The sequence below is a fragment of the Citrobacter sp. RHBSTW-00671 genome (assembly GCF_014103415.1).
Taxonomy (GTDB): Bacteria; Pseudomonadota; Gammaproteobacteria; order Enterobacterales; family Enterobacteriaceae; genus Citrobacter.
The window spans coordinates 14,187-39,528 of sequence record NZ_JABXPR010000006.1 but is presented as its reverse complement, the minus strand read 5'-3'; the positions used below and the strand labels follow the sequence as shown (position 1 = coordinate 39,528).

Genomic DNA, 25,342 nt, shown 5'->3' with positions numbered 1-25,342 from the left:
AAGGGTCCTCTCTGGTCGCCGCGGGCCTTATTTCGCCTTCTCAACCAGCTGCAGTGACGGATGCTCACCGGCCAGAAGTAACAGGAAATTGAATTCCCCGGTCTTGAGCTTTACGCCGCGCTGAGCAGCCTTTTCTTTGGTCTGCCATGACGCCGGTTTATAGCCAAACAGCGCTGCAATTTCAGCGTGCTTCAGCCCCAGCGCCAGACGCAGGCGGCGAACGTCTTCGGCCGTGGCGGGATCTTTGACCATATCATCAGGACTGAATGCCCTGTTCAGGCGGTAATCAGGATGCACGCCGGCGATCAGCATCAGCATGTTATATTCGCCTGGGCGAAGACTGGTCTTGTTGTACTGGCTGAGATCGTCGCTGATAGCTTCCTTACGCTGCCAGGCGCGCAGTTCGTACCCCATGACAGCCCCTAATGCGGTTTCAGTCATGCCCATTTTTTCCCGGAGCGTCTTCACTGTTTCCGGCTGCGGAACGACGCTAACCATCTTAATCATTACCCTTCTCCCAGAAGTCTGAATTCAGAAAAATTTTCACCTGGCGCGTGCGGGGATAGTCCTGGTGCTTCAGCCCCTCCCGCGTGTCAGACAGGTACTGCGTTTCCTGCTGCACCTTGTTGATTTTGCCATTCCATTTGCGGGCCAGCGCCCGGTAACTCCCGTTCTCCAGCTGATAAACTTCAAACGTATACTTGTTCGGACCGCTCCAGCCTTCGTTGTAATAGACCTGTTTCATAGGATCTGCCTGATCGATGCGCCCCGTAAACATGACATCCCGGCTGCATTGCCTGAACCAGTAACCGCGGGGCATAGCCGGTGGCCGGTCGCTTATTTCCCGTCTGGATAGCGTGCCGAAAGGCTGTGAGCGCAGGTGACAACCTGATCTCAGGTCAATCTGGCATGGCGTGTTGTGCAGGGACCAGCGCCGCTGCCGCAGACAATGGCTCAGGGTGATCACAGGAACGACACGGGAAACGAACAGGGGGAATGATTGCATGGTTTTACTCCTTCGCCAGTCGGGGCGCTACCGAAAAATGAGCCTTGATAATACGACGAATGAGCCATATAAATCAAGTTAAAAATCAGGCGGCAGAGTTTCTGCCGCTGCTGTAGGTCAGTACCGTGGAGCCACGTCCTTTCCTTCGCCCCATAAACGGGAAAACTCGTTCACGTAGGCTTCAGTTACTGCAGGCGCGCCGCTGATCAGCACCACATTTTCCGCATTACGACTGTCTGCGCTGGCGCTGAAGTTAAACGAGCCGGTCAATACGGCGCGGCGGTCAAAGACCATGAATTTATCATGCATGGCCTCGTAGTTATCGTTGATCCGCACCGCCACGCGGTTATTGGCCAGAAAGTTCACTTCGGTGTACCGGTTGTCGTTCGCTTTGCGATCGGCCACCACCACCACCGATACGCCCCGTTTTTTTGCGGCACGCAACGCGCCGGCAACAGGACGACTGGTCAGGCTGTACGCGGCAACCAGAATCTCATGCTGCGCGTGGTCGATTGAATCCAGAACCAGATTTAATGCGGTCCCGCCGGGTGAAAACCCGGTTTTCACTTCAGTCGCAGCTTGCGCCTGGACATCGCCGGCAATATTGCCGGCCGCTGTTACCGGGTTTGCTGCCACGGCGCCGGCGATGAGGGTCAGGGTTAACAGCACATATTTTTTCACGCAGCCCCCTTAATCATCATCCGGGAACAGATGCTGGACGTTCTTACGGGTTTCTTCCAGATTCTTATCCTCCGGTGCTGCCGGTTCGGGAGCCACGGCGGGACTGTTTTCCGGCGCAGCGCCGCCTGCCGGCGACACCGTATTGCTGCCACCGCCGGTGGCCTGCAGAAACGCCTCAACCAGACGCGCCATTTCTCCTGTATCCTGCTGCGGCAGCGTACTGCTGATGATCCGCTGAATATCCTGCATCGTGGTGCTCTCCGTCAGGAATTCAGCGATCAGGAACGGCAGGCGTTCGTCCTGCTTCATCAACGCGGCACCACAGAGCATCATGGCGCGCATCGCGCGGCCACGCTCTTTCTGAGGCAGTTTCTCAAGAAAGCCGTCGGCTACCCGGTCCGCCGCATTGCGCTCCGGGTAGATATAAAACGAGCACTTACGGTTATCAGTCATACTCAGCCCTTCATTGCCACCATACCCAGAACCAGATCGAATTGCGGGTTATCACTGACGAAGAAACGATCGTCACTCACCCCCGTGGCCTGCTTCACTGCGCCGGCGACCAGGCTGGCACCGCCACCGACAACCATGACGTGCGTGAAGCCGGCAAAGCGGCCAACTGAATCGGTGACACGGTGCGTCAGGGCTTTTTCCCGCTCATGCAGTACCTTCATCACCTGGGCCCGCTGGTCAGCATTCTGGAGGTAACGGGAAAGAAACGTTTCGTCATTTCGCGCCTGGATCAGACGGTCGGCAAAATACGAACTGGTACGGGTGCTCACACTGGTATCCAGTGCATGTTTTACGGCTTCGGTGATGATGGATACGCCGGTTTTAGGATCGCAATGCGTCTTGGTGAATCCGGACATTTTGCTGCGAACGTGCGCGATATCCAGCGTGGTTCCACCGATATCCACAATCAGCAGGGAGTCCAGATCGTCCAGATCCTTCAGCACACTGAAGCCTGCAGGGACCGACTCTGGCAGTACGCTGACTTTACGCACGGTAAAGCTCTCACGCCCCTGAACGGCCACCGCGCGCTTCACGTTCGCTTTTTTCCGCTCGATGTTGGCCATATTAGGCTGATCGTTTTCATCCAGGTACTCGCCCAGCGGCAGCGTCACCACAACATCAACCGGCTGCGGTTCAATGCCAGACTGCATCAGGGCATGGTGGATAGCGACGACATTCACATCACTGTACTGATAGCGTGTTTCCGTGGTGCGCACGGCATCCGGGCTCAGCTGGTCAAAGCTGTACTTTTCCCCGTCAATTTCATAGTTGGCGGAAGCCGGCACCGATGAATCTGTCAGCAATGTCATGGACCATTCGGGCTTGAAGCTGTTCGGACTGATCAACGTTTTCACTGCGCCTTCTTCCATCCAGGCCAGTTTGATGTTGGTGGAACCGTCATCAACAAAAATACGCATTTTGAACCTCACATTATTTAGAAAAAAACCGTAGAAATCAGGAAAAATACAGCTTTCAAATGGATTATTACGCATCTCTGCTGACGTGTAAAGACAAAAAGATGCACCAATATAGAAAAATACAGAAAAATACCGAATAAAAATCAACAAAAGACGGTCAGACCGTCCTGAAAACGGTCTGACATAGAAAGAAAAGGGATTTATTTAGATTTATACGGAAATATCAGGGAGGGATACAGATTATTCCGGGAGCGTTAAATGACTGTCTGGCAGGCTGAATCGGACGCCATACTGACGACCAACATCGAGCGCAAACACGCGCGTGTAGGTTTCTGTGGTTTCCAGCCGGGAATGCCCGGCATAAGCCTGTACAACTTTCAGCGGAACCCCATGCTGGATCAGGTGCATACAGAAGCTGTGACGGAACGTGTGGCAGGTAACAGGGATACTAAAAGTGACAGAGTCACGTTTTGCGAGGTCCAGTGCCTTCCTGATCCAGTTACGCGGCGTGTTATCACTCTGCACCGGCCAGAGCAGCTGCTGTTTACCAATACGCAGGGTGGTCAGAAATTCACGCACCTTCCTGACATATTGAGGATCGGTCAGAGGAACAAGACGGAACACCTCTTCATCCTTGCCCGGCCTGCCGCGGCCACGCTGACGCTGTTTAAGCGTCTTCAGCCGGACAAACGGCCGGGAACCGTCAAGCTGAAAGCTGGCGCCGGTCAGCGCCAGCGCCTCATTAATACGCGCGCCCGTGTTCCAGAGGGTATCGAAAAGGACCTGCTGGCGCAGGTCTGGCACATACCGCAGAAACACCGACACCTCCGGGGCCAGCAGGTATTTGGGTAAATCAGCCTGGCTGGCCATCTCCCGCAGCGCCAGCGCATCGGCATAATCGAAGTAGGCATATGTCACGCGCCCGGTCCCGATGGCGTCGCTACGTGAATTCTGGGAAATTTGCAGGGGGAAAGTGTTCAATTTTTTAAAATCCGCTAATCAGCCGTCAGGCGACTGAATTTTATGAAATTTCTCGCTGAATTCGACCGCATCCTGCATATCAAACGTCATACTGCGGGTGGAGGCGGTCGAGCTCCAGCTTTTCCCGCCTTCGATTCTGTAAGGGGGTAGGGTCAGTCCGCGTAAAGGCTTGTCATGCCGGGCTGCAAAAACCAGCTGCCCGGCAGATACTTTTAACATCATAGCAAACATATCCGCGCTGATTCGGCGGCCTTTCAATCCACTCATAACAACCTGTAACTGAATCCTGTACCACGACTTTTGTTGTAAATCTGCTGACCAGACTGACCTTCATCTTCACTGAATACCACCATACGGCGGCCGTTAGTCAGTGAATCCATTTTACGCTGTGCGCCATTATCGTCATAACGCACAGGCAGGCACGCACCTTTATGGCTGTTTTCACTCTCGACGCGGAACACCCTTACCCTGACGGCGTTCTTCCGCACCTGGTCAGGATCTTCACCACTGACCACGCCCGTCAGTTTCTGAAGCGTATCTGCCGGACTGCTGTACTCAGCCTGGCTGAGATAGCGGCCGTTCGGGGTTAACCAGAAATCCTGGCTGTCACTGACACGGTAGGTTTCGCCGTGGCTGGCGATGCCTGAGACGTTACAGAAGCGGTCATAATCGGTGGGCTGTCCGGGGAGCATGGCGCACCCTGTCAGCAGCAGTGCCGGCAGGGCGGCGACGTATCCTTTGAATTTCATGTTGTCTCCTGTTCAGGATGAACCATTTCGGTCGGTGGCCGGTATCCCGGATACGGGATAAACGGCGCATCGGTGGCAATAAGGTCTAGCAGCTTCTGGCCACTGACCAGGATCATGCGGCTGTCTCCGCGAATGAGCGATTTGGTGCCTTCGCGCGTTTTGCCGGTATGGCAGAAAAAACCGCGGGCACCGGTGGCGTTCAGCAGGTCGCTGAAGTCACGGACGTGGCCAACGGCAATATAGCTGGTATAGCGTTTGGCCTGGATAAGCCAGGTCTGGCCATCAATCTTCACACGGCCATCAATCCCGCCGTCACCGGTATACCGGCGGTTACGGATCACTTCAAAGCCCCGGCGTTCAAAGCCTTCAAGCAGCAGCTCTTCGAACACAAACGGGTCAATCTTGCGCAGATAGGCAATTTTCTGCCCGAAATGCGGAAACGTATTAATTTTATCGATCACACGTACCGCGCTGGCCTGTTTCCGTTCGTGCCGGCGCCGGCGTCGCCGTGTACCCTGCCAGAGGCCATACAGCAGGATACCCGCAAGGATAAAAGAGCCGACAACATGGATGGACTCATTCATTATCGATCCTCAGCACTTCATACTTCAGCTGCCGCAGCAGCCTGTCTTTGCTCATGGTTTTCAGGGTGGGCCATTCCGCTTTCAGCGTCAGCGCGACGGTGGCAAGTTGTATGGTCCGGGGTACTGTCTCACCGTCCTCATATTTTACCAGGCTGGTACGGCTGATACCGAGCTCAGCCGCGGCGCGTTCCTGGGTCCAGTTCAGGCCCCGTCGCCACAGGATCAAGTCAAAGCCGGTCAATCCGCCGCACTCCCATGCTCAGTGCTGGGCTTCGTGCCGGCGGGTACGGCCTCTTTCCCCTGTGCCTTTTTTTCCGCCGGGGCCGGGTAGGCCGAGGCCAGTTGTGCCCGGAAATCACGCCACGCTGACAGCCAGAGCGCATCAGATACCTGGTCAGACGACAGATTAAGGACCGCATTGCGGTCACGCCAGTGGCTAAATGTCTGAGCCGGAAGGCCGGCACGCCGGCGCAACTGCTGCTCGTCGAAATAGGCACACTGAACCAGGAGGTGTCTGACGTTCTGCGGGACAACTTCATCTCTGGCCCCTTCCGGCACAGCCAGCATCCCGGCGCTGCATATACCCTGAATGCCCGCCTCGGTATAAATCTGCTGCAGATTGGTATCATCAACCTGCGCAGCGCCGGCGGTGTGCGCCACAACCAGCATGATGCCGGCAATAAGTGGTTTCTTTATCATGCGTACTCAGCTCCTGGCCGAATCCTGGTGGACTGGCCTGTTATAATCTGCCTGTATTTATAGCCTGAAAATGTTCATATTTGAACATTTTTTATGTATATTATTTCCGCAAATTCGCCATAAACACAACAGGAGACGCGATGGATATCAACTACTACGATAAACATCAGGAAGAATTTGAGGCGGTCACGCTGGCGCTGAAAGCCAATCTGGAAGAAGTTTGGGGCAGCAGCCTGAAAAATCAGGGGGAAAGCCTGGATGATCAGGTGACGTATATGAAGCTATTTGAAGAGCTGCAATACAACCTCAATCCGTACTACTTCAAGGAGAACACCTCAGCAAAAGAGATGGATGAAGATAAAGTAGCGGCCTTTGTGGCCAGAACCCGCGACTATAAGCACGGCATTACCATTAAATCCTGGCCGGGACGCCCGCAGAAATGGCTGAAAGGCCGAATCAAACCTCTTCATCCTGTGGAAGGCACAAACCTGTGCTGGATCGACACGTCCAACATTGTGCATATCGGTGCCGATAGGCAGTTTGACGATCAATATTACCTCACCGTGACCACACAGAACGGTCAGAGTTACCGCGTGAATGATGTCCTTCTGCCTGGACGCCTTCTGGATGCCGCTCATGAAGCCCTGTTCAGGGCGCTGGATTCAAGCACTGGCGGTAATTTCTGATACGGAGTTGCACCACGTTTATCGGGTACTTATACTGACAGTGATTAACAAATTAATTTTCCGTTTACTCCGACAGAAAGTTAAGTAGTAAAAACGTCTAGTAATTAAAAGGAGCCCTTCCTCACCAGTTGGGCTCCTTTTGTATATCCTTATTCATTTCATCAAATGTCGGTCCGAGAACTGTCCGCGGCCAGTTTCTGAATTGCACTGATCTCATCTCCGGTCAGCTCAGCACGACTGTCCAGCTGCTGCACGTTTTTGCTCCGGACCTCCCAGAAGTAGTACAAAAAGAATGCCTCGCATGTTCATGACTCTTCTCCCTGTTCGTTTTCACCTGCCCGGTATGCCCGCTGCCCCTTATAACCCAGCAGGGATTCGCACATCAGGTCAGTGATGCGTGCAATAGCGAGATCCGCATTGTCAGCACGCAGGGAAATCACGGCCGTTTCGCCACGGTTCGCGGCATTCCAGACGCCAGGCAGCAGCGTCTGGAACCGGGCCCGGTCATCCCCCTCCGACAGCAGGGCCGTTTCCGGTAGCCGTTCGCGGATCACCGCTTCACTGGCCTGCCGCAGGATATCGTCACGACTCCAGATGCACAGCGTTGCCGGTCCGCTGCGCATGAGGATAGTAGCAGCGTCAGCCATACTCAGTGTGTCCAGCTTCAGCATCTCCATGCCCGGCCGACGCAGCACAAATCCTATGGGCCGGCGGTACTTGCCCAGCTGCAGCAGATCGTCGTCTGTAAGCAGCTCCAGGCCACGCTGCAGAACCAGATGAAGCACGTCCGCTTCTTTGACCGGGCGGATCAGGTTTTGCCTGGCATTTGCCCGGACGGTCAGAACTTCAATACGATGCCAGAGCTCGTCATTAATATGCTTGGTGGCCATCAATCCTCTCCTTTACGGGCACGAATATAAATCAGCGTCACAACCACAACCGCGCCTATGGCCCAGCTAATCGCGGAGTAACCCTCCGGCATGTAGATCATGACCAGCATTGCCAGCAGTAAATATATAACGGCAGAAATCACCCCCTGACGCATCATAACCCCCTCTCTGTTAAACATTGTTCACTGGCCACCGGAATGCTCCCCGCCGACATAAAACCGTTTTCCATCCGCCGCTTTGCCCAGGCATACGGTTTGACCTGTGCTTAGCTGGCCGGCATCCATCATGAACGGCGCGCCCGGACCGCGAAAAACGTCCGTATCGAGGGCGGCAGGTTCGCCGGCAGCGACCGGCCGGACCATGCCCATATCGTAGCTGTCCGGCAGGTTATCCGGCAGGCAGGCCTGCGTGTAGTCGTCCGCGACCTTCTGCGCCTCTTCCTGCGTGGGGTAACGACCCAGCACGCCGGTGATCTCTTTCTTCAGTCCGAAGCCGTAGCCGCGAACCTTGTACGCTTCATATTCCATACCATTCACTCCGCTTGCCGTTGTTTACTGAATAACCACACTCTAATAAATTAGGTTTCATTCGTATATTATAAATATTTAGATTTAGCACTAAAAGCTAATTCAACAAAGCGACACACCTGTAATCATCACGCGGCGTGACGACCGCACGATTTACCCCGCATGATGATTCGCCCCCTTATCTTTTCACCCTGTGACTTTTACGCCTGCAACCACCGGAAAATACCTTTTGGCCGGCGCCGCCATTGCGGAAAAAACGCAAATACCGCAAAAAGCGAAATCAACAGGGAGAGGAAGGCAGGGGAGCGGTCGCACGACTGACGGCACGTACACCATATCTTGTGCCGTTTCCAGCTGAGGGAGCCACTACATATAGCGTTATCCACAGAAACGGTGGATAAGTGGCGGCGCTGCGGAGAATACCGCTAAACCGCAACGGTGAAAAAATGTGGTCCCGCGCGCAAAAGTGCGGTACAAATGGCTGTACATTATGTAAAGCCAAATGACTGTACAAAAAGGAAGGAGCATGACCGGTTTTTTTGAACGTAAAAAGCGGGCCAAAAACGCCCAGCTGACCGTGCGTCTCGATGAGCAGCTGAAGAAACGCGCCGAACTGCGTCTGGAGGCAATGGGCATGACCGCCACGGAAGCAGTGGAGCAGCTTTACCGCTTCATCGCCGATCACGGCCGGATGCCCGTCACGGAGCGTATCGTCACATTTGACATCCAGTCACAGCGCGGCCGCGCCATCGCCCTCAATCCCGCCGACGCTGTGACCGAAAACACCCGGCGGTTTCTGCAGTCGCTGGGAGCTGTGGAAGTGGTCTGCTGCGATCCCGCTGCATTTGAACAGGCGGTACTGGAGTACTTCAGCCTGTATGTGGCCGACCAGGCTGCCTGTTTACTGGCCGGTGTACTGAACGTCACGTTCATGGTTAATGCCGCCAGTCGCGTGAAAGATGACTGGCATGACAGGCTGCTGTCCCTGTTACAGCGCGACTTTGATTTCAGCGAAGAACAGTCAGTGACGTTCATTAACAGCATCGTGGACAGCGAACATGTCGATCCTGCCATCGTCAGTCGAAATAATACGGCCTGGCGGAGCGGAAAAAGCACCGGGTCCGGCGCCGGCGCTGAACAGGCCTTACTGGATAACACCAACGTCAGGGTCTTCTATCCCTCCGGGGAAGCGCCCGTCTCCGGCGAGATCGGCGCCGCCGTCCTGCAGCGTTTCCTGACGTTCCTGGCGGAGCGGGGCGTCAGCTGCAGCGATCCGCAGAGACTGACCGAAAGCGCCGGCCGTGCATGGGGCGTGCGTGAAAATATGATCGGGAATATGCCCCCTGGCATACAGCAGGCCATAAACGATGGCGTCATTTTTGAGGCCAGCGCTGACACGCCGGACTTTTCCCCTGAGCTGGCGGCGGCGTTTGGCTTCACACAGGCCCAGGCAGAAGCGGTGCTGAAACCCGCCCTGACCGCCAGGGATCTCCCCGGTTTCCTGCAGCGCTTTCTGGCGTTCCTGGCCGACCGGGGTATCAGCTGCAGCAATCCCCGGCGGTTTACTGAAAAGGTCACGGAATACGCCAGCCATGAGGGACCGCACCGGCTTATTGCAATGTTGATGTCGCGCATCAGGGATGAGGGGGTCAGTTTTGTCTTTCACAATGAATCCCCGGACGAACTGCCGCGCCTGGCCGCGTCACTGCCCGGCGAACTGGCCGATACCTTCGGGTTTACGGGATGGCAGGCAACAACAATACTGCGTCAAATCCAGCCGGCACGGCCGGGGCAGGATTAGGGCCGGGAGCATACGCGATGAAAACGACCTGTCATGCGGCCGGCATCACGGCGGCGCCGCTTTCCCCGCAGGAGTGGCGGGCGCTGCTCAGGGCGAAAGGCTGGAAGCAGAAGGAGCTGGCCCGCCGCTGGAATGTGTCAGAAACCTGGATCAGTAAGCTGGCCAATAACCCCGAACGGGGCACGCACTGGAACGATGCCTGCCGGGGTCTGCCCGATATTCGTGCCCGGCGGCCCGGCGAACCGCGCGCGGCAGGCACAGACGCACCAGAGCCGGGAGGCCCTGAATGAACAGACGTCTTCACCTCATCACCACCTGTACCCGGCGCAAGGCGGGCAGCGTGGAGGATACCGTTTTTCCGGGCGACACTTCCCTTGATGACGCCTTTGACGGCTGGTACAGGCTGATCGCCCAGGCTGCCCGCCGTCCTGGCAGGGTGCTGGAAACGGGAGAGCTTTACCGGGGCGCACACTGGCTGCGTGCCCGCGGTATCGCGGCGCGGTGGCCGGGCATCGAGCTGTGGGCCATGTCGGCCGGTCTGGGGCTGCGCCACCATACCGATCCGGCGGTCGCGTATGAGGCAACGTTTCACGCCATGCCCTTCGCGCCGGCGACCGTCTGGGGCTCACTGACGGCACGGCCCCCGCTGGCTGGCCGCTGCGCCTCCCTGGCTGAGCTGATGCAACGCTGCCCGGACGAGCGCTTTGTGATCGCCGGTTCACCCGTGTATATCAGCGCGGCTGAGCAGGATATTCTGGCCGGCGTGCCGGCACTGCATGATGCGGCCACTCAGCTGATTATCGTGACCTCACAGGGCTATCGTGGTCCGCTGCAGCCGTTTCTGAAAAGAAGCCGCGCGGACATGATGGCGACCCTGAAATCGAACATGACGTGCCTGAATATTGCCTGCGCCGGCGCCCTGATTGACGCCATGATGCAGGCAGACGCCCGGCAGGCGGCGACCATTTAATACAGACAGAGACTGGCGCTACCGTCGCCAGAAGGGGGTTTTACATGTTCAGCATCATTTATCACGCCGGCGCAGCCGTCCTTTTCCTGGTCATGAGCCTGGCGGCCGGCGCCGGCCTCCTGCTTCATAGCCATGAATATACGACAGGTCATTTCTGGAACATGACGGGGCTGTGCATTGTGTCAACTCTCGTCTGGATCTGGGCTGTAGCTCAGGCAAAAGAAGCCTGGTACATTTCACGAAACATCAAAAAAGGACTCTGACCATGAAAGATGAAATTCGCCACGAAAAACCCGTTGAAGTGAATATACAACTGACACACAGAGAAGCGCAGGCTCTGGCGCAACTGGTTAAGCGTCTGGGATTCAGTGACTGCCGCGGCCTGGCGACGTCAGATATTGAGGCATATCTGATGATGGATGGAATCAACCAGATCATGAAAGCACTGGCTGAAGAGGGCTATGCACCACGATAAGGGCCGGGACTATCTGGAATTAGCCGGAAATACAACCCTATCACGCGGGCAGTAAGGAGAGGTTTTAATGTTCCCGACACCAGGGAAAACAAGCCGCCGTCAAGAGCGGCTGCACATCGCTGTTATCGCATAAACGCCGCGGGAATATCCTTCCACTGCGTGGTGTAGGCCGGGGACAACATTTCACGGCGCATGGCATATTCCGGATCAATACCTTCTCCGGCGAAGAAGATCCTTGACCTTCCTTCCCTGTTTATTTTGTCGATGGTGGCCATCAGTTTTTCGCTGCCCGGCCGCACAGCAGCCGGCGAAAACAGATCCAGCTGGGTTTCATATCCCTGCAGATCGCTGAGCATCACGCCGGCTTTTGCATACCGCACGCCCTCACGCCAGATACGCGACAGTCCCAGCTGCGCCGCGGCGATGATGTCGCGGGTATCCTGGCTTGGCACGGGAAGCACTTCCGTAGCCTGGTTACTGTAGGGCACACCGCCGGCGTCATAAGCACTGCTGCGGATAAAGACCGTTACCACCTTCGCCAGGCGGTTTTCCTGGCGCAACTTTTCCCCTGCCCGTGTGGCATATTTAGTCACCGCCTGCTGCATCTGCGCCAGTTGCGTGACCCGTGCTCCAAACGAACGGGATACAACAAGCTGCTGTTTCGCGCCGGTTCCTTCCTCCAGGGCAAAGCAGGCCTCGCCACGCAGCTCACGAATGGTCCTTTCCAGCGTCACACCGTACAACCGGCGTGCAAGACGGATATCCATCTCTGCGAGCGCCAGCGCCGTTTTGATCCCCATTGCCGCCAGCCCTTTTTCGGTACGATGGCCAACGCCCCACACATCGCCGGCCGCCACCAGGCTCATCAGCTTTTTCAGTCTTACAGGATCACTGAGCGCCACAACCCCCCCGGTAGCAGGCCACGTCTTTGCGGCATGGTTGCACAGCTTGGCCAGCGTCTTCGTTGGCGCGACGCCGACTCCACAGGTGAGCGTTGTCTGGCGCAGCACTTCAGCCCGCAAAAGCTGGCCAAACGCCTGCGGCGTCATCACTCCCTCCATATGAGAGGCATCCGCAAAGAGCTCATCAATTGAGTAAACAAATGTCCGCGGCGCCAGACTCTCCACCACGGTTGCAAATCTGGCGGAGAATGAGGCGTAAAGGGTGTAGTTGGAACTGAATACGGCAACGTTATGCTGTTCCAGCAGGCGGCGGCAGCGGAAATAGGGCTCCCCGCGGCGCACGCCAAGCGCTTTCGCCGCGCGATTGACCGCAACAAGCGCCCCGTCGTTGTTGCTGAGAACGACCACAGGGCGACCTCGTAAATCAGGGCGGAACGCTTCTTCGCAGCTGCAGTACATCGAATTGACATCGATTAAGGCGTACACGGGCGGTGTCTCATGACAGTGAACGTAACCACACCCCATATCTGCAGCGCCTCTGGATCAAACCTGATTGGCGGAAAAGCCGGATTCAGCGGCATCAGGCAGGGGTAAGGGCGGAGCTGCAGCTGCTTGACCGTAAATTCATTATCGATGCTGGCAATCACGATGCTGCCGTGCCGGGGCTCTTCTGCCCGATCGACGACCAGCACATCGCCATCATGAATGCGGGCATCACGCATAGAATCGCCGGACACACGCAAGAAGTACGTTGCGGCCGGACGCCGCACGCAGTAATCATGCAGGTTAAGTTCATTGGCCTCATAGCCTGCGGCCGGGCTGGGAAAGCCGGCCGCAACGGGCTCGGCAAAAAAAGGGAGTGCGTCACCTTCCACTGAAGGCCGGGGATAAACGAGATCCAGCGCCATAATTTAGCCTCCAACAACTGTTTATACATACAGTATATTGCAGGCTTCAGGAAACAGGCAATGCCGGCATATTTCATGCCGGCACGCTGGGGTCAGGTCAGGATGGTGGCCAGACGGCCAAGAACGTCGTCCATGATAGTCTCTGGCACCCGTTCGAGTCGTTTGCCGCCGCGGGCTTTCATATCGATCGTCCGGGGTTGATCGCAACGCACAACGCCGGTGGTACGTATGCCGGCGCCGTCAAGCGACACAGCAAAGCCTGCTGTGCGGGCAAAATTACCTCCGCTGGTCACGGGCACAACAACAGGCAGGCGGGTCACGCGGTTAAAAGCAGCCGGCGTGACAATCAGTACCGGCCGCGTTCCCTGCTGCTCATGACCTGCGGTAGGGTCAAGCGAGACAAGCCAGATTTCCCCTCTTTCCATGTCAGATTTCCTCCTGACCAGCCGCCGGCGCATCCAGCCATTCACGTTCTTCTGCCGAGATTTCAGCGTTCGGATCGCACTGTGCCAACAGCTCAGCCAGTGAATACTGCGGGCGTCTGTGCGGCTCCACAATCAGCCGGCCATTATCAATGACCATGCCAACTTCATTATCTGTACCCAGCGACAGCGCATTCAGCAGTGCCGGTGGGACGGTCAGCATGACTGAGCCGCCAACCTTCTTCAGTCGAGTGGTATGCATTTTTCCCTCCATAAAAGTTATATTTAAATATAACATTCACTAAAAAAACATACCAGCCTTTAACGCACAATGTTTAATAAAAATATAACTTTCAGCCCAACAGTAAACCCAGCGCGGTAGCTTCCATATGCAGCAATACCGGCAGCAGCAGGCCGCCACTTCTGATCCGGGCAGCTGATGTAATCAGCCCCACCAGGAACATTTCTGCCAGGGTCAGCAGGTTCTGATACTGCATATGCACGGCGGCAAACAGCAAAGACGTTATCAGCGCGCCCAGCCACATCGTCCAGTTGTACCTCGAACGGAAGACGTTCAGCATGACACCACGGAACAGGATTTCCTCATTCAGCGGGGCAAGGATAAAGACGGCCAGCAACGTCAGGATCACATCGGGTATGGACTTATCGGCAAAAAGTTTCGTCATAAATGGCTCAGCGGGCAGGTCCAGCACTTTACCCAGCAGAAATTCACCGACATAGGGGTCGGTTCCGGCTGAGGGCGAAATGACACCCTAAGCGTTAGCTCTGTGTCGTTGCACGATGTCAGCGACGGTATTCTTGCTGATACCGAGCTCGCGTGCGATCCAGCGATAGCTGCGTCCCTCGGCCCTCATCGCAACCACCTTAGGCAAAAGTCGGTCTGATTTTGGTCGCACTCCGGCCTGACGACCAAGCCTCTTACCACGTGCCTTCGCAACAGCAAGGCCTGACTTGACCCGCTCGCTGATGAGATCCCGCTCAAACTCCGCAATGCCGGAAAGAAACGTCGCCAGCATTCGTCCATACGGCGACGAAAGATCGAACGCCATTCCATTCATGGCTATCACGGAAACCTTCCAGTTCTCCAGTTCACGTAGCGTATTGAGCAGATCGAGCGTCGAGCGCCCCCACCGGGAAAGCTCAGTGACCAGGATTGCATCAATTTGTCTGGACTGGGCAAGCGCCAGGACTTTCTTTCGCTCGGCCCGGTCGAGTTTAGTTCCTGAACCTGTTTCCTTAAATATTCCCACCACGTCGTAGCCGGCACGGCCGGCGAAGGCTCGCAGATCAAATTCCTGGCGTTCACAAGACTGATCCGCTGTTGAAACCCGGCAGTAAATGGCGGCACGATGTCCCAATTGAACCCTCCTGGATTTTTGTATCGGAACGCCCTGATTTATATGGGCTGGCTGTTGTCCAAAACAGACTATACTTCAAAAGGGACGAATTTGTATGTCACGACGCCATATTTTCACCGAACGGCAGCGAGCAGCGCTGTTCGATCTGCCCACGGACGAACTGTCGCTACTGAAGTTCTACACGCTGGGCGATGATGACCTGGAAAACATTAGGCAGCGCCGCAGACCGGAAAACAGGATTGGCTTTGCCCTGCAACTTTGTGCCTTACGATATCCGGGCCGTGCACTGGCTCCTGGTGAGATGATCCCGCGTGAAGTCCTTTCCTTCGTCGGTGCTCAGCTTGGAGTTCCGGCTGATGCGCTTCTCACTTATGCCACACGGCGCCAAACCCGTCAGCAGCACATGGACACGCTGCGCGAAATTTACGGCTACAAGACCTTCACGGGCCGTGGTGCCCGTGATCTGCGGGAGTGGACTTTCGGCCAGGCCGAAGATGCCAGATCAAACGAGGATCTTGCTCATCGTTTTATTGTGCGGTGTCGGGAAACTTCCACCATTCTGCCCGCAGTATCGACAATCGAGCGCTTGTGCGCGGATGCTCTGGTCGCCGCTGAGCGGCGGATTGAAACGCGGATTGCGGAAAATTTAACAGCGGATGTTCGCGATCACCTGGACAAACTTCTGAGTGAAATGCTCGCCGGCAATATCAGTCGTTTCATCTGGCTTCGCAACTTCGAGGTTGGTAACAACTCGGCTGCTGCTAACCGTTTGCTCGACAGGCTCGAATTTCTGCGTACCCTGAATATCAATCATAGTGCTTTGGCCAGCATACCTGCCCATCGCATTGCCCGGCTGCGTCGGCAGGGTGAACGCTACTTCACCGACGGTTTGCGTGACATCACTTCGGACCGCCGCTGGGCGATCCTTGCCGTCTGTGTTGTGGAGTGGGAAGCGGCGATTGCTGATGCCATAGTCGAAACCCATGACAGGATCGTAGGAAAAACCTGGCGGGAAGCGAAGCGCCAGCATGACGAAACAATTTCCGGCTCTAAAGCCACACTCACGGATACGATCCGTACCTTCACCGCGCTGGGAGCTTCGTTGCTTGAGGCCCGCAGTGACGGAACCCCGCTGGAGATGGCTGTCGCCAGTTCGGTTGCATGGGACCGGCTCGCTCAACTGGTAGCGACAGGGACTCAACTCAGCAACACGCTAGCCGATGAGCCTCTTGCATATGTCGGGCAGGGATACCATCGCTTTCGTCGTTATGCGCCCCGCATGTTGCGCTGTCTGAAGCTCGAAGCCGCGCCGGTCGCCGGACCATTGGTAGCAGCAGCTTTGTCGATCGGAGAGATGAAAGGTGTTGCATCGCCAGAAAGGCGTTTCCTGCGGCCCAGCTCCAAATGGAACCGTCATTTACGAGCTCAGGAAAAAGGAGATACCCGTCTTTGGGAAGTGGCGGTACTCTTTCACCTCCGGGATGCTTTTCGTTCCGGAGATGTCTGGCTCGCTCATTCGCGCCGCTATGGTGACCTCAAGCAGGTACTGGTGCCGATGATCGCGGCGCAGGAAAATGCAAAACTGGCCGTGCCTTCCAACCCACAGGATTGGCTGGCAGACAGAAAGGCGCGACTCACGATCGCTCTTAAGCGGCTGGCCCGGGCTGCCCGTAACGGCACTATTCCGCACGGTAGCATAGAAGATGGAACGTTGCGGATCGACAGGTTGACAGCAGACGTGCCGGATGGTGCCGAGGCACTCATACTGGATCTGTATCGCCGAATGCCGTCCGTTCGGATTACCGACATGCTGCTTGAAGTTGATGCAGCCCTTGGTTTCACAGATGCGTTTACCCATCTGAGAACCGGGGCTCCATGTCGCGACCGGATCGGTCTGCTCAACGTCCTGCTCGCTGAAGGGCTCAATCTGGGCCTGCGTAAGATGGCGGAAGCTACAAACACGCATGATTACTGGCAGCTCTCACGCCTTGCCCGCTGGCATGTTGAAAGCGAAGCCATGAACCAGGCATTGGCAATTGTGGTGGCCGCGCAGGGTAAACTGCCGATGTCACGCGTCTGGGGGATGGGCACGTCAGCATCGAGCGATGGTCAGTTTTTCCCGACAGCGCGGCATGGCGAAGTCATGAACATGGTCAATGCCAAATATGGTTCTGTTCCCGGCCTCAAAGCGTATACTCACGTAAGCGACCAGTTCGCGCCATTCGCTTGTCAGTCGATCCCGGCGACCGTGAGCGAGGCACCGTATATTCTCGATGGACTACTGATGAACGAGGTCGGTCGCCATGTTCGCGAACAGTATGCCGATACAGCAGGATTCACCGACCATTTGTTCGGAGCCAGTAGCCTGCTCGGCTACAATCTCGTTCTGCGAATCAGGGATCTGCCATCGAAGCGGTTGTACGTATTTAATCCCGATACGACCCCCAGGGAGTTACGCAAGTTGGTAGGTGGAAAAGCCCGGGAGGATCTTATCGTTGCGAACTGGCCTGATATTTTCCGTTGTGCCGCGACGATGACCGCTGGCAAAATCAGGCCCAGCCAACTCCTGCGCAAGCTCGCTTCTTACCCACGACAAAACAACCTTGCAGTTGCGCTTCGTGAAGTTGGTCGTATTGAACGGACCCTTTTCATTATTGAGTGGATCCTGGATACGGACATGCAGCGGCGTGCTCAGATCGGTCTTAACAAGGGAGAGGCCCACCATGCGCTCAAAAATGCGCTCCGTATCGGGAGGCAGGGGGAAATTCGCGATCGCACGACAGAGGGGCAGCACTACCGAATCGCTGGGCTCAATTTATTGACTGCGGTGATCATTTACTGGAATACCGTCCATCTTGGTCATGCCGTCACGGAGCGGCGGAACGAAGGGTTGGATGTTCCCCCTGAATTTCTTCCCCACATATCCCCATTGGGCTGGGCGCACATTCTACTGACTGGCGAATATCTTTGGCCCAAGGAACCGAAAGCTTAGGGTGTCATTTCGCCCTCAGCCGGAACCGACCCCTGTATTCAACAACGTGAAAAATTAAACTGAGTAGTAACTGAACTGTAACTCGTTGATGGTAAAGGGTTAGACCCCCGTGAGAAGTATCTGCATATCCTACTGGATATCACTATCCGATTAACGAAGGAGGATCTCACGAGCGTCTTTCATCAGGGTCCGAATCAATAGCGATTCAGCGTGACCGTTTATAGTAGTGCAGTCTCATCCCTTGCCTTTCATTGATGAACAGCCAGAAATTAAAAACCGGCGTTGACTGTTTGGGGAAGCCCTTATAGTAGGATAATTTCCTTTTTCCAAGCGGACCCGAAATAGACGTCCGCCTTGCTTGCTTTCACCGGTAGTTAACTCAAAACCACTTTCTAGCTGTACGACTGCTGCCGTGCCATTACCCAATGACTCAGTGACTTTTAAGCCCCATCGATTTCCGGATTGGCCACCGCTGAGTAGCCCAGTGGATTTGGATGAGTAAGGAGAACCGTCCCACATGCCACTAATACGTTGATGAGTAATTCCAGCATCCAACACACCATACAGTGTGACTGAGGTATCGGCATGAACGAAGTTTAGGCAACCTACACTCAACGCAGATCCCAATAAAATTTTTTCATTATGAGTACTTTTCCAGGTTAAATTAAATGTAGACGGTTTAACCGTCTAAAGAGATTGACTGATCCACCCAACTGGCACTCGTATGACTGGTGTAAATAACCAGTTTCTGAGCGGCTTTAGCCTGTAATAAAAGCGTGCTCACCTGATGACTACGCTCTGGATCCAATCCTGTACAGGGCTCATCTAAAAGTAAGATTGGAGGAGAAGAAAAATAAGCGTGAAGCAACATAAAACGCTGTAGTTCACCACCAGAGACATCACAGGCATAGCGAGAGAGTAAGCTAGGAGAGAGGTCCAGCAGTCTTAGTCCGTCGAGTACTGTCTTTGTGGGGACTAGAGCAAACCAATCCACAAGTTTTTCGCGAGGTAGTACGGTAGGATGTTGCCCTACGTACGACATTAATCGTGAGCGTAGAAATGCAAAGTGGGCGGGTGTCATTGTGCTTGGTGTGAACTGCTGATCGTGGGTTCGTATGCACAAGTGTGCCGTTCCTAAGCTTCGACTTCCCCAAATTCGTGAGAGCAAAGTCGATTTTCCTGAGCCTGACGCTCCCCAGATCTGTACGATCTGCCCTGTTTGTGCCGTTATGCGAAGTGGCCCATGATGTATGCCATTGCCTTCATACTGCAAAATCACAGTTGGTTTATTCATTAAATCATTGCCTTAACAAGAGCTTGGGCGATGAGATGCTCAGGCTCAGTAAGCAAACGATCCATAATGGATTCGCTGACGATGCGGCCTTGATCCATCACGATGGCCCGATCAGCAATGAGTCGAGCTAGACGTAAGTCATGAGTCACAAACACCATGGCAGTCTGTGTTTGGTTTCTCAAATTAGAGAGCACATCTAAAAAATCTGCTTGAGCGACTGAGTCGAGACCAGCAGTGGGTTCATCTAAAAATAAAATGCTCGGCTGATGGATCATGGCCGCAGCGATTTGTACGCGTTGGCGCATCCCTCCCGAAAAGTTCTTCACTGGCTCATGTAATCGTTCTGGACATAAACCAAGTCGCTGGCCCCATTTTTGTGCTTGTTTGAGTGCATCAACCGCACGGTTGTCACCTAAATCAAAAAGACGACGTACGATATTAGTGGCGGCACTTTGTCTCAGGTTTAGGGTTGTGCTGGCATCCTGAGCCACATAGCCACACGCCCGCCGACGTAAAAGGTTAGTTTGATAAAGACTGGTACGTAGTAAATCCTGGCCTAAAAGGGAAAGAGCCTGACAGTTGTTAGATAGCTGTCGTCCAGCAAGTATATTCAGAAGACTTGATTTTCCAGCACCTGAGGGGCCGACTAAAGCGAGAACCTCGGAAGGATAAAGCTTGAGGTGACAATCCGACAAAATACGGTGCCCAGCTATTTCAAGTGAGATAGCCTGTGCTGTCAGCACGGGATCTGGCAAGCTAAACATGAGCGCGCTCCTTGCATGCTTCGGAGTCGGAACATACCCAATGGGGGGTGTTTGACGTACCAATATTATCCAAATAATGAATAGATGAGCCGCAGATACAACATGCTGTATCGACTTTTTTCAGGCTAGCAGGCAGGTCAACAAAAGCTAAGTTTGCTAAGGGTGTATAGGCAGGCAATGCATAAATTCGTCGCTCGCGTGCGGCGCCAAAAATCTGAATAGCAGGCATCATCGCCATGCGGGGGTTATCCATAGCAGGAATAGGCGACGGTGACATTAAGACCCCATCATTAACAATCACAGGGTGGTCGTATCCTAAGCACGCATCATCTTGTTGCAACCATGTTTCAAATAGAGCGCTTAACACGACACCGTAATCATGATGTGCGTGCCGTGTCAGTGCTTCGGCCGCATCATTAATAAATCCACGTAGAGGGTCAGGTCGAGGAACTTGGTACACCACAATTTGCTCTTCCCGCAACGGGCTTTCAGGGACTCGCTGACGCGTTTGAATGAGAGTAGCCTTTGAGCTTGTTGTCGTAATTGATATGTTTGCCGTTTTAGTAAAAAAATCCGCGATATTCAGGGCATTAACGGTATCATCCGAACCATGATCGACTACCTTTAACGTGTCATTCGGTTCTAATAAGGCAGCGGTAATAGCCATGCCTCCTACCCCCCAACCATAGGCAATGGGTAGCTCAGGAGCTGAGAAAGGTATTTGACGTCCAGGTAGACAGAGTGCTTTTAGGGTTTTACGACGTATTTCTTGTTTGGACGGTAGATCAAGGTAGGCATAATTCATATTTCCTCCTTAGCCTGAACTCGGCGTAAACGCGCTAAATCAGCATCAAAGTCAGAGTAATGAGGTAATTTCAAATGGCTGACATAGCCGGATGCAGCGACTCCGTCGGTATGCATGAGTGCATCACTGGTAGCACCCTCAATTTTAAAGTGCTGATCTACGATTGCCATGGCGACGGCTTTACGCTCGTTAGCTCCAAAAGCAATACCAAAACCCGCTTCTAAATGTGGAGATGAGCTAAAATTTGGAGCCACAGTAGTGCAGGCAGTTAACTCAACCTCACCAATGGATACGGTTAAATTGAGGTCTTCCAGCTCTACGAATATTTCAACGCTCCCTCTCATTAATTGCGCTACATAGGGATGACTCGTTGAGGCTTTACGCAAACTCTCGTAAGCTAATCCAGTTAAGTAGCCTTCTTCGCCACGAGCGAGATGAGCGAGACGCTCGCAAGGATCAGGTAAAGAAGGCAAAACAGTTCGCGTAATGTCTATCGGAGCTTTAGATATTTCGGTGCGGATAAGATCTGCGTACAGTGGCTCAGAGCTAGAGGGCGATGAGGGAGCTGTTATCACTGATTTAGGTAACTCGCACTGAGGGCGAGAGTGTTCTAAATCCATATTCAGTAAGCGGTGGGTGTAGTCGTAAGTGGCGCCTAAAATTTGCCCTCCAGCCAACTCTTTTTGCGTGGCGGAAATGTGGCGACTGTAATGCATTGTTTTTAGATCTATGTTTTGGCTTGAGCCAAAATTGGCTAATTGCGCGCGATGAGCACGTACGAGAAATACCGCTTCGGCAATGTCTCCCTGAGCTTGCTTAAAGGCAATAGTAGCAAAACGTCGATCGTATAAGCCCCCCTCACTCATGATCCGATCAAGAGCTAACGACATTTGTGCCATGATTTGATTAATTTCAATCTCGGGGATTGTGTCGTCGCCTCGGCGACTCCGTTCTACGGCTATACGGGAAGCAGCAATTGCTTGTTCACCACCCTTTACTGGTACGTACATTAAATGATCTCCAAAGTTAAGTGACGTGGTAATACAACCAGCTGCGTGTCAGCGCATAGTAGTAGGTCCACTCCACGCGGGTAATCGGCACGAAAAGCAATATGATCAATGACTACATTTTGATGTAACCCTGAAAAATATAAAGTGTGTGGTTTGTTGAGTCCTGCACCGGTGGCTCGTATAGCAAGCCCCCCGTTTGTAGGTGATATGGCGGCTATTTCCATGACAAGGGTTGCCCCACTTTCAGGCGACTCACGGCTTCCTGCTGGAATATGTTGTAAGTGATGCCGTTGAGAACCTGCAAAAACCCATTCGGGAGTTTGGCTCAAGGTTGCGCCTGTATTCAAAATACGGCTTGTTAATTCCTTATTTTCCACCTCAATAGCTACCGTCGTTTGGCTGTCTAGAAGGCAGTCAACGATGCAATGAATAGCACGCTCTTCTAGTTGCTGTATGCGCATTGGGTAACCAAAGGCATGCAGTAGTCGCCGATAAGTACGCGTCTGCCGATGTAACTCATCGTCATGTCTGTGCTCAGATCGTAAAGGTATTTTCATGATTCTAAGTTTTTTGTGTGGTGTAGAAACGTACAGAAGTAGCAGCCGTCAGCTGCTCCCTCTCAGCCTTTTTTAGCTCTAACTGTTGGCGTATAGGGTGCAGCACCAGCTCACGTTGGTGGGAGGGGGCCGTTTGTAGAAAGGCGTCTAGATAGGCCGCTAACTCCGCTTTGCGTAGATCGGAGCCCAAATGTACTGCGTAACCTTGAATTTTCCCAATAGCGATTACGCAGCGAGTACAAGAAGCCTCACCAAACTGAAATGACACTGAGGCCTTACAAGCTTGTGTATTGAGCTGCACCAACCCCGTTTCAGGGCCAGCGAGTTTTTGTATAGGCACACCCGGATTGTAAGTAGCCCAGATATTTTCCAGATAATCTCGGTTAGCTCGGGCAAGTAGCCCGAGCCAAGTTTGACGTTCTTGATTCATGGCTATGACTTATTACGATAATACGGTAGCGTTGTAAATATCTTCTGCGGGCTGGACTAACAAGCGTTCTCCCATTTCGAGCTTCATTTCAGCCAAAATGATCTCTTCTTCTGGTGAGCGGTCTTTCTTGCGTGCTAACTGAATGAACTCGGGGCGTACGTGTCCGGGACGGATGGTGATTTCAACAGCGGTGCCACGGTACTCGAAACGGAAGTAATAACGACCACCGGGGGACTCTTCTTCTTCGAGCCCTACTGAGTTATCAACAATGTAGCGACCCTCAGTAAGACCGCGGGTAACAAACTCAATCGCATCTCTACCCCCTGGGCCTCCAAAGGCTGTGACACAGCGAATTTCACGTCGTTCAGGCAAACGACCATTATCTAGCAAGGGCCAGGCTCGCTGCATAACTTTTAGCCCGTGGGCTACACCACCCGGATAACCGGCACCGTGGTATTTTAATAACTCATCAAAGTGGACTGTAAATTCATGTCCATTTTCCAGATAGGAGATTGTATCGTTACTCATTGTATTTACCTTTGTTTAGAGGATAAGAAATGGGCATATCTTGATCCGGTTCACGTATTCCAAAAACCGGGCAGATTGTGCTTTGAAAATGTTCTCCCGTTTGCACCATTAGACGGCGTAGTCTGACGTTGTATAAACGGGATAACTCAGACTCGGTTAACAGCTCATCAGCTGGACCAAATTTAATCTGATCGTTGGTGTGCATCAGCAGTACTTTGTCTGCGAGATGCAGAGCGTGTTGCGGATGGTGAGTGGTAAAAACGACCGAATGGCTACGTACTCGGCGTAACTCGAATAAGACGTTAAGCAATAAGTCCTGATTAGCTAAATCTAAAGCTGAAGCCGGCTCATCAAGTATGAGTACCTCAGCACCAGTAGCTAAAGCACGAGCAAGCAACACTAATTGGCGCTCGCCGCCGGATAGAGAGCCATATAAACGATAAGCAAAATGCCCTCCGCCTACTTTTTCCAATGCTTCAAGAGCTAGCTTACGATCCCGCTGTGAAGGAAGGCTGAACATGGGAAGCAAGGCGGCTCGTGCCATGAGTACCACATCGAGGCAACAATGGTTTTCACTACCGTATTGGTATTGAGGTACATAGCCGATGAGGTGGGGTACCTGCCGTTGTCCTTGATCTAAACGTTGTGAGCCTAATAGAGCTTTTAGCAACGTAGTCTTACCGCGTCCGTTTGGGCCCAAAATGGCCAACGTTTCGCCCTTTTGTACGTTAAAACTTAAATCCTGAAAAATCACACGTTCACTAAAACGTACGCACGCTCCAGTTAAACTGAGATGAGAGGTAAAGACGGTTTGCATGATTAAGCCCTTTCACGTCGACGAGTGCATAGTAAGTACACAAAGACGGGGGCGCCAACTAGAGCTGTGAGTACGCCTAAAGGAATCTCTGCAGCAGTTAAACTACGAGCCAACGTATCAGTCAAAATCATGAAAGTGGCACCCAGCATAAGACTCGTGAAATAGAGCCGGCGGTGATCTTCGCCTACTAACATACGAGCAAAGTGTGGGATTACGAGTCCTACCCACCCCACTACGCCCGATGCGGTTACGCAGGCGCCGATAATGATAGAAATCAACGCGAAGACGACCATCCGGGAGCGTGCAACATGGATGCCAAACGACTTAGCTTCGTCGTCACCCATAGCGAGTACAGCAATGCGATAGCGCATTCTATTCAGTAGGTAAATGCTGGCAATGAGTATAGGAGCAGTTTGTGCAAATTTTTCCCAACTCGCCGTTGCAAAGCTTCCCATCAGCCAAAAGACGATGGCAGGTAAACTCGTTTCTGGATCCGCGGCATATTGAACTAACGAAATACCTGCTGCAAATAAAGCATCAATAACAATTCCAGCAAGCACAATAGTCATCAAAGTACGACCCGCCATATTTGAAATCAGCACTACTAAAAACAGAGCAGCAAATGCTGATACAAACGTAGCCCCCATCAGTAGCGGCCCCCCTACTCCAGCCAAAATTGCCAGTGATCCTCCTAATGCTGAACCTGAGGATAAACCTAGCACTTTAGGTGAAACGAGAGGGTTACGAAATAAGGTTTGTAAGGCTACCCCGCAGATGGCAAGCCCAGCCCCACATACTCCTGCCAATAATATGCGCGGCAAGCGTACATTCAAGATCACCAACGCATCCATATGCTGTGAGTTATCACCTCGTAAGGCTGCATATAGGATGGCTACAATCTCATCTAGCGCTACGCTGTATCGACCTACTGATAGCCCGATTAGCACAGTCGCTATAAGCAGTAGGGACAAAAGAGGCCAATGACTAGCACGCCAAGTGCTCAGGGTAACTGGCTCAACCATTTCTGAGGACGAGTGAATCGATCGCGTATATTT

Annotated in this window: 36 protein-coding genes and 1 pseudogene; 7 read left to right on the top strand and 30 right to left on the bottom strand. The window is 53.6% G+C overall.

What is annotated here, in order from left to right:
* Positions 1-27 precede the first annotated feature (27 nt).
* The 11 genes from HV261_RS26915 to HV261_RS26865 form a co-directional block, all read right to left on the bottom strand.
* The gene (locus HV261_RS26915) at positions 28-507 is read right to left on the bottom strand and encodes a helix-turn-helix domain-containing protein (RefSeq protein ID WP_004187375.1); all 480 of its coding nucleotides are present in this window, start codon (positions 505-507) and stop codon (positions 28-30) included.
* The gene (locus tag HV261_RS27870) at positions 500-1,006 is read right to left on the bottom strand and encodes a hypothetical protein (RefSeq protein ID WP_004187377.1); all 507 of its coding nucleotides are present in this window, start codon (positions 1,004-1,006) and stop codon (positions 500-502) included. The genes HV261_RS26915 and HV261_RS27870 overlap by 8 nt, the downstream gene beginning before the upstream one ends.
* Before the next feature lie 117 nt (positions 1,007-1,123).
* Positions 1,124-1,687, bottom strand: coding sequence for a phospholipase D family nuclease (locus tag HV261_RS26905; RefSeq protein WP_004187378.1), 564 nt, complete (start codon positions 1,685-1,687; stop codon positions 1,124-1,126).
* Positions 1,688-1,696: 9 nt separating this feature from the next.
* Positions 1,697-2,140 (bottom strand): plasmid partitioning/stability family protein, encoded by a 444-nt coding sequence (locus HV261_RS26900; RefSeq protein WP_004187380.1) that lies wholly within the window; start codon positions 2,138-2,140, stop codon positions 1,697-1,699.
* 2 nt (positions 2,141-2,142) lie between these two features.
* A complete protein-coding gene (gene parM / locus HV261_RS26895) occupies positions 2,143-3,117 on the bottom strand; it encodes a plasmid segregation protein ParM (RefSeq protein ID WP_004187382.1) in 975 nt (324 codons plus the stop codon).
* Positions 3,118-3,357: 240 nt separating this feature from the next.
* Positions 3,358-4,098 (bottom strand): tyrosine-type recombinase/integrase, encoded by a 741-nt coding sequence (locus tag HV261_RS26890; RefSeq protein WP_004187383.1) that lies wholly within the window; start codon positions 4,096-4,098, stop codon positions 3,358-3,360.
* 18 nt (positions 4,099-4,116) lie between these two features.
* Positions 4,117-4,320, bottom strand: a complete 204-nt coding sequence (locus HV261_RS26885) for a hypothetical protein (RefSeq protein WP_223216382.1) — start codon at positions 4,318-4,320, stop codon at positions 4,117-4,119.
* 41 nt (positions 4,321-4,361) lie between these two features.
* The gene (locus HV261_RS26880) at positions 4,362-4,847 is read right to left on the bottom strand and encodes a hypothetical protein (protein ID WP_004187390.1); all 486 of its coding nucleotides are present in this window, start codon (positions 4,845-4,847) and stop codon (positions 4,362-4,364) included.
* On the bottom strand, positions 4,844-5,431 hold the full coding sequence (locus HV261_RS26875; protein WP_004187392.1) for a restriction endonuclease: 588 nt from the start codon (positions 5,429-5,431) through the stop codon (positions 4,844-4,846). Before HV261_RS26875 ends, HV261_RS26880 begins: the two co-directional genes overlap by 4 nt.
* Positions 5,424-5,672, bottom strand: coding sequence for a helix-turn-helix domain-containing protein (locus HV261_RS26870; protein ID WP_004187394.1), 249 nt, complete (start codon positions 5,670-5,672; stop codon positions 5,424-5,426). Before HV261_RS26870 ends, HV261_RS26875 begins: the two co-directional genes overlap by 8 nt.
* Positions 5,669-6,130, bottom strand: coding sequence for a hypothetical protein (locus tag HV261_RS26865; protein WP_117094272.1), 462 nt, complete (start codon positions 6,128-6,130; stop codon positions 5,669-5,671). Before HV261_RS26865 ends, HV261_RS26870 begins: the two co-directional genes overlap by 4 nt.
* A 140-nt stretch (positions 6,131-6,270) precedes the next feature.
* Here HV261_RS26865 and HV261_RS26860 point away from each other — a divergent pair, with 140 nt between their 5' ends.
* Entirely contained in the window at positions 6,271-6,816 is a 546-nt protein-coding gene (locus tag HV261_RS26860; protein WP_004187400.1) for a hypothetical protein, read from the top strand.
* Positions 6,817-7,121: 305 nt separating this feature from the next.
* On the opposite strand, the gene HV261_RS26855 is transcribed toward HV261_RS26860, so the two are convergent.
* From HV261_RS26855 to HV261_RS26845, 3 genes are read right to left on the bottom strand one after another with little or no spacing between them, the layout of a single operon-like run.
* Positions 7,122-7,706, bottom strand: a complete 585-nt coding sequence (locus HV261_RS26855; RefSeq protein WP_004187403.1) for a hypothetical protein — start codon at positions 7,704-7,706, stop codon at positions 7,122-7,124.
* Positions 7,706-7,885, bottom strand: a complete 180-nt coding sequence (locus tag HV261_RS26850; protein ID WP_122019363.1) for a hypothetical protein — start codon at positions 7,883-7,885, stop codon at positions 7,706-7,708. The genes HV261_RS26855 and HV261_RS26850 overlap by 1 nt, the downstream gene beginning before the upstream one ends.
* A gap of 3 nt (positions 7,886-7,888) precedes the next feature.
* A complete protein-coding gene (locus tag HV261_RS26845; RefSeq protein WP_004187406.1) occupies positions 7,889-8,233 on the bottom strand; it encodes a hypothetical protein in 345 nt (114 codons plus the stop codon).
* A gap of 526 nt (positions 8,234-8,759) precedes the next feature.
* Between HV261_RS26845 and HV261_RS26840 the strand changes: the two genes are divergently transcribed.
* The 5 genes from HV261_RS26840 to HV261_RS26820 are packed head-to-tail and all read left to right on the top strand — an operon-like array spanning position 8,760 to position 11,479.
* Positions 8,760-10,034 (top strand): type II toxin-antitoxin system RelB/DinJ family antitoxin, encoded by a 1,275-nt coding sequence (locus HV261_RS26840; protein WP_047731887.1) that lies wholly within the window; start codon positions 8,760-8,762, stop codon positions 10,032-10,034.
* Between the two features lie 17 nt (positions 10,035-10,051).
* Positions 10,052-10,324: a helix-turn-helix domain-containing protein gene (locus HV261_RS26835; protein ID WP_021526647.1), complete on the top strand. Its 273-nt coding sequence runs from the start codon at positions 10,052-10,054 to the stop codon at positions 10,322-10,324.
* Positions 10,321-11,004 (top strand): hypothetical protein, encoded by a 684-nt coding sequence (locus HV261_RS26830; RefSeq protein ID WP_004206893.1) that lies wholly within the window; start codon positions 10,321-10,323, stop codon positions 11,002-11,004. The genes HV261_RS26835 and HV261_RS26830 overlap by 4 nt, the downstream gene beginning before the upstream one ends.
* A gap of 44 nt (positions 11,005-11,048) precedes the next feature.
* Positions 11,049-11,267, top strand: a complete 219-nt coding sequence (locus HV261_RS26825; RefSeq protein ID WP_004187411.1) for a hypothetical protein — start codon at positions 11,049-11,051, stop codon at positions 11,265-11,267.
* A 2-nt stretch (positions 11,268-11,269) separates the two neighbouring features.
* Positions 11,270-11,479: a DUF7706 family protein gene (locus HV261_RS26820; protein ID WP_004187413.1), complete on the top strand. Its 210-nt coding sequence runs from the start codon at positions 11,270-11,272 to the stop codon at positions 11,477-11,479.
* Positions 11,480-11,601: 122 nt separating this feature from the next.
* On the opposite strand, the gene HV261_RS26815 is transcribed toward HV261_RS26820, so the two are convergent.
* The 6 genes and pseudogenes from HV261_RS26815 to HV261_RS26790 all read right to left on the bottom strand — a co-directional run bounded on the left by HV261_RS26815 (position 11,602) and on the right by HV261_RS26790 (position 15,090).
* Positions 11,602-12,867: a translesion error-prone DNA polymerase V subunit UmuC gene (locus tag HV261_RS26815; protein ID WP_024190314.1), complete on the bottom strand. Its 1,266-nt coding sequence runs from the start codon at positions 12,865-12,867 to the stop codon at positions 11,602-11,604.
* Complete coding sequence (locus HV261_RS26810; protein ID WP_004187425.1) at positions 12,855-13,289, bottom strand: LexA family protein; 435 nt, start codon at positions 13,287-13,289, stop codon at positions 12,855-12,857. Before HV261_RS26810 ends, HV261_RS26815 begins: the two co-directional genes overlap by 13 nt.
* A gap of 92 nt (positions 13,290-13,381) precedes the next feature.
* Positions 13,382-13,714, bottom strand: a complete 333-nt coding sequence (pemK-mt, locus tag HV261_RS26805; protein WP_004187427.1) for a type II toxin-antitoxin system toxin endoribonuclease PemK-mt — start codon at positions 13,712-13,714, stop codon at positions 13,382-13,384.
* Position 13,715: 1 nt separating this feature from the next.
* Complete coding sequence (gene pemI, locus HV261_RS26800) at positions 13,716-13,973, bottom strand: type II toxin-antitoxin system antitoxin PemI (protein WP_004187429.1); 258 nt, start codon at positions 13,971-13,973, stop codon at positions 13,716-13,718.
* Between the two features lie 91 nt (positions 13,974-14,064).
* A pseudogene (locus tag HV261_RS26795) lies at positions 14,065-14,451 on the bottom strand (CPBP family intramembrane glutamic endopeptidase); the annotation flags it as partial.
* Between the two features lie 33 nt (positions 14,452-14,484).
* Positions 14,485-15,090: a recombinase family protein gene (locus HV261_RS26790; protein ID WP_000509966.1), complete on the bottom strand. Its 606-nt coding sequence runs from the start codon at positions 15,088-15,090 to the stop codon at positions 14,485-14,487.
* 94 nt (positions 15,091-15,184) lie between these two features.
* On the opposite strand from HV261_RS26790, the gene HV261_RS26785 reads away from it, so the two are divergent.
* The gene (locus HV261_RS26785; RefSeq protein ID WP_023307208.1) at positions 15,185-18,082 is read left to right on the top strand and encodes a Tn3-like element Tn5403 family transposase; all 2,898 of its coding nucleotides are present in this window, start codon (positions 15,185-15,187) and stop codon (positions 18,080-18,082) included.
* A 234-nt stretch (positions 18,083-18,316) separates the two neighbouring features.
* Here the strand turns inward: HV261_RS26785 and HV261_RS26780 are convergent, their stop codons facing one another.
* The 10 genes from HV261_RS26780 to HV261_RS26735 all read right to left on the bottom strand — a co-directional run bounded on the left by HV261_RS26780 (position 18,317) and on the right by HV261_RS26735 (position 25,309).
* A complete protein-coding gene (locus tag HV261_RS26780; protein ID WP_326929185.1) occupies positions 18,317-18,640 on the bottom strand; it encodes a hypothetical protein in 324 nt (107 codons plus the stop codon).
* 121 nt (positions 18,641-18,761) lie between these two features.
* On the bottom strand, positions 18,762-19,376 hold the full coding sequence (locus tag HV261_RS26775; protein WP_016239123.1) for an ATP-binding cassette domain-containing protein: 615 nt from the start codon (positions 19,374-19,376) through the stop codon (positions 18,762-18,764).
* Positions 19,376-20,140: an ATP-binding cassette domain-containing protein gene (locus HV261_RS26770; protein WP_016239122.1), complete on the bottom strand. Its 765-nt coding sequence runs from the start codon at positions 20,138-20,140 to the stop codon at positions 19,376-19,378. Before HV261_RS26770 ends, HV261_RS26775 begins: the two co-directional genes overlap by 1 nt.
* Entirely contained in the window at positions 20,133-20,945 is an 813-nt protein-coding gene (locus HV261_RS26765) for an alpha-D-ribose 1-methylphosphonate 5-phosphate C-P-lyase PhnJ (protein WP_021565144.1), read from the bottom strand. The genes HV261_RS26770 and HV261_RS26765 overlap by 8 nt, the downstream gene beginning before the upstream one ends.
* Entirely contained in the window at positions 20,942-21,955 is a 1,014-nt protein-coding gene (locus HV261_RS26760) for a carbon-phosphorus lyase complex subunit PhnI (RefSeq protein WP_202039889.1), read from the bottom strand. Before HV261_RS26760 ends, HV261_RS26765 begins: the two co-directional genes overlap by 4 nt.
* Positions 21,955-22,512, bottom strand: a complete 558-nt coding sequence (gene phnH, locus HV261_RS26755; protein WP_016239119.1) for a phosphonate C-P lyase system protein PhnH — start codon at positions 22,510-22,512, stop codon at positions 21,955-21,957. Before phnH ends, HV261_RS26760 begins: the two co-directional genes overlap by 1 nt.
* Positions 22,513-22,516: 4 nt before the next feature.
* Positions 22,517-22,942 (bottom strand): phosphonate C-P lyase system protein PhnG, encoded by a 426-nt coding sequence (gene phnG / locus HV261_RS26750; protein WP_021565143.1) that lies wholly within the window; start codon positions 22,940-22,942, stop codon positions 22,517-22,519.
* 12 nt (positions 22,943-22,954) lie between these two features.
* Positions 22,955-23,470 (bottom strand): hypothetical protein, encoded by a 516-nt coding sequence (locus tag HV261_RS26745; RefSeq protein ID WP_019282989.1) that lies wholly within the window; start codon positions 23,468-23,470, stop codon positions 22,955-22,957.
* Positions 23,463-24,287, bottom strand: a complete 825-nt coding sequence (locus tag HV261_RS26740; protein WP_016239116.1) for an ABC transporter ATP-binding protein — start codon at positions 24,285-24,287, stop codon at positions 23,463-23,465. The genes HV261_RS26745 and HV261_RS26740 overlap by 8 nt, the downstream gene beginning before the upstream one ends.
* 2 nt (positions 24,288-24,289) lie before the next feature.
* Positions 24,290-25,309 carry a FecCD family ABC transporter permease gene (locus HV261_RS26735; protein ID WP_019282988.1) on the bottom strand — a complete coding sequence of 340 codons (1,020 nt, stop codon included), beginning with the start codon at positions 25,307-25,309 and terminating at the stop codon, positions 24,290-24,292.
* Positions 25,310-25,342: the final 33 nt, after the last annotated feature.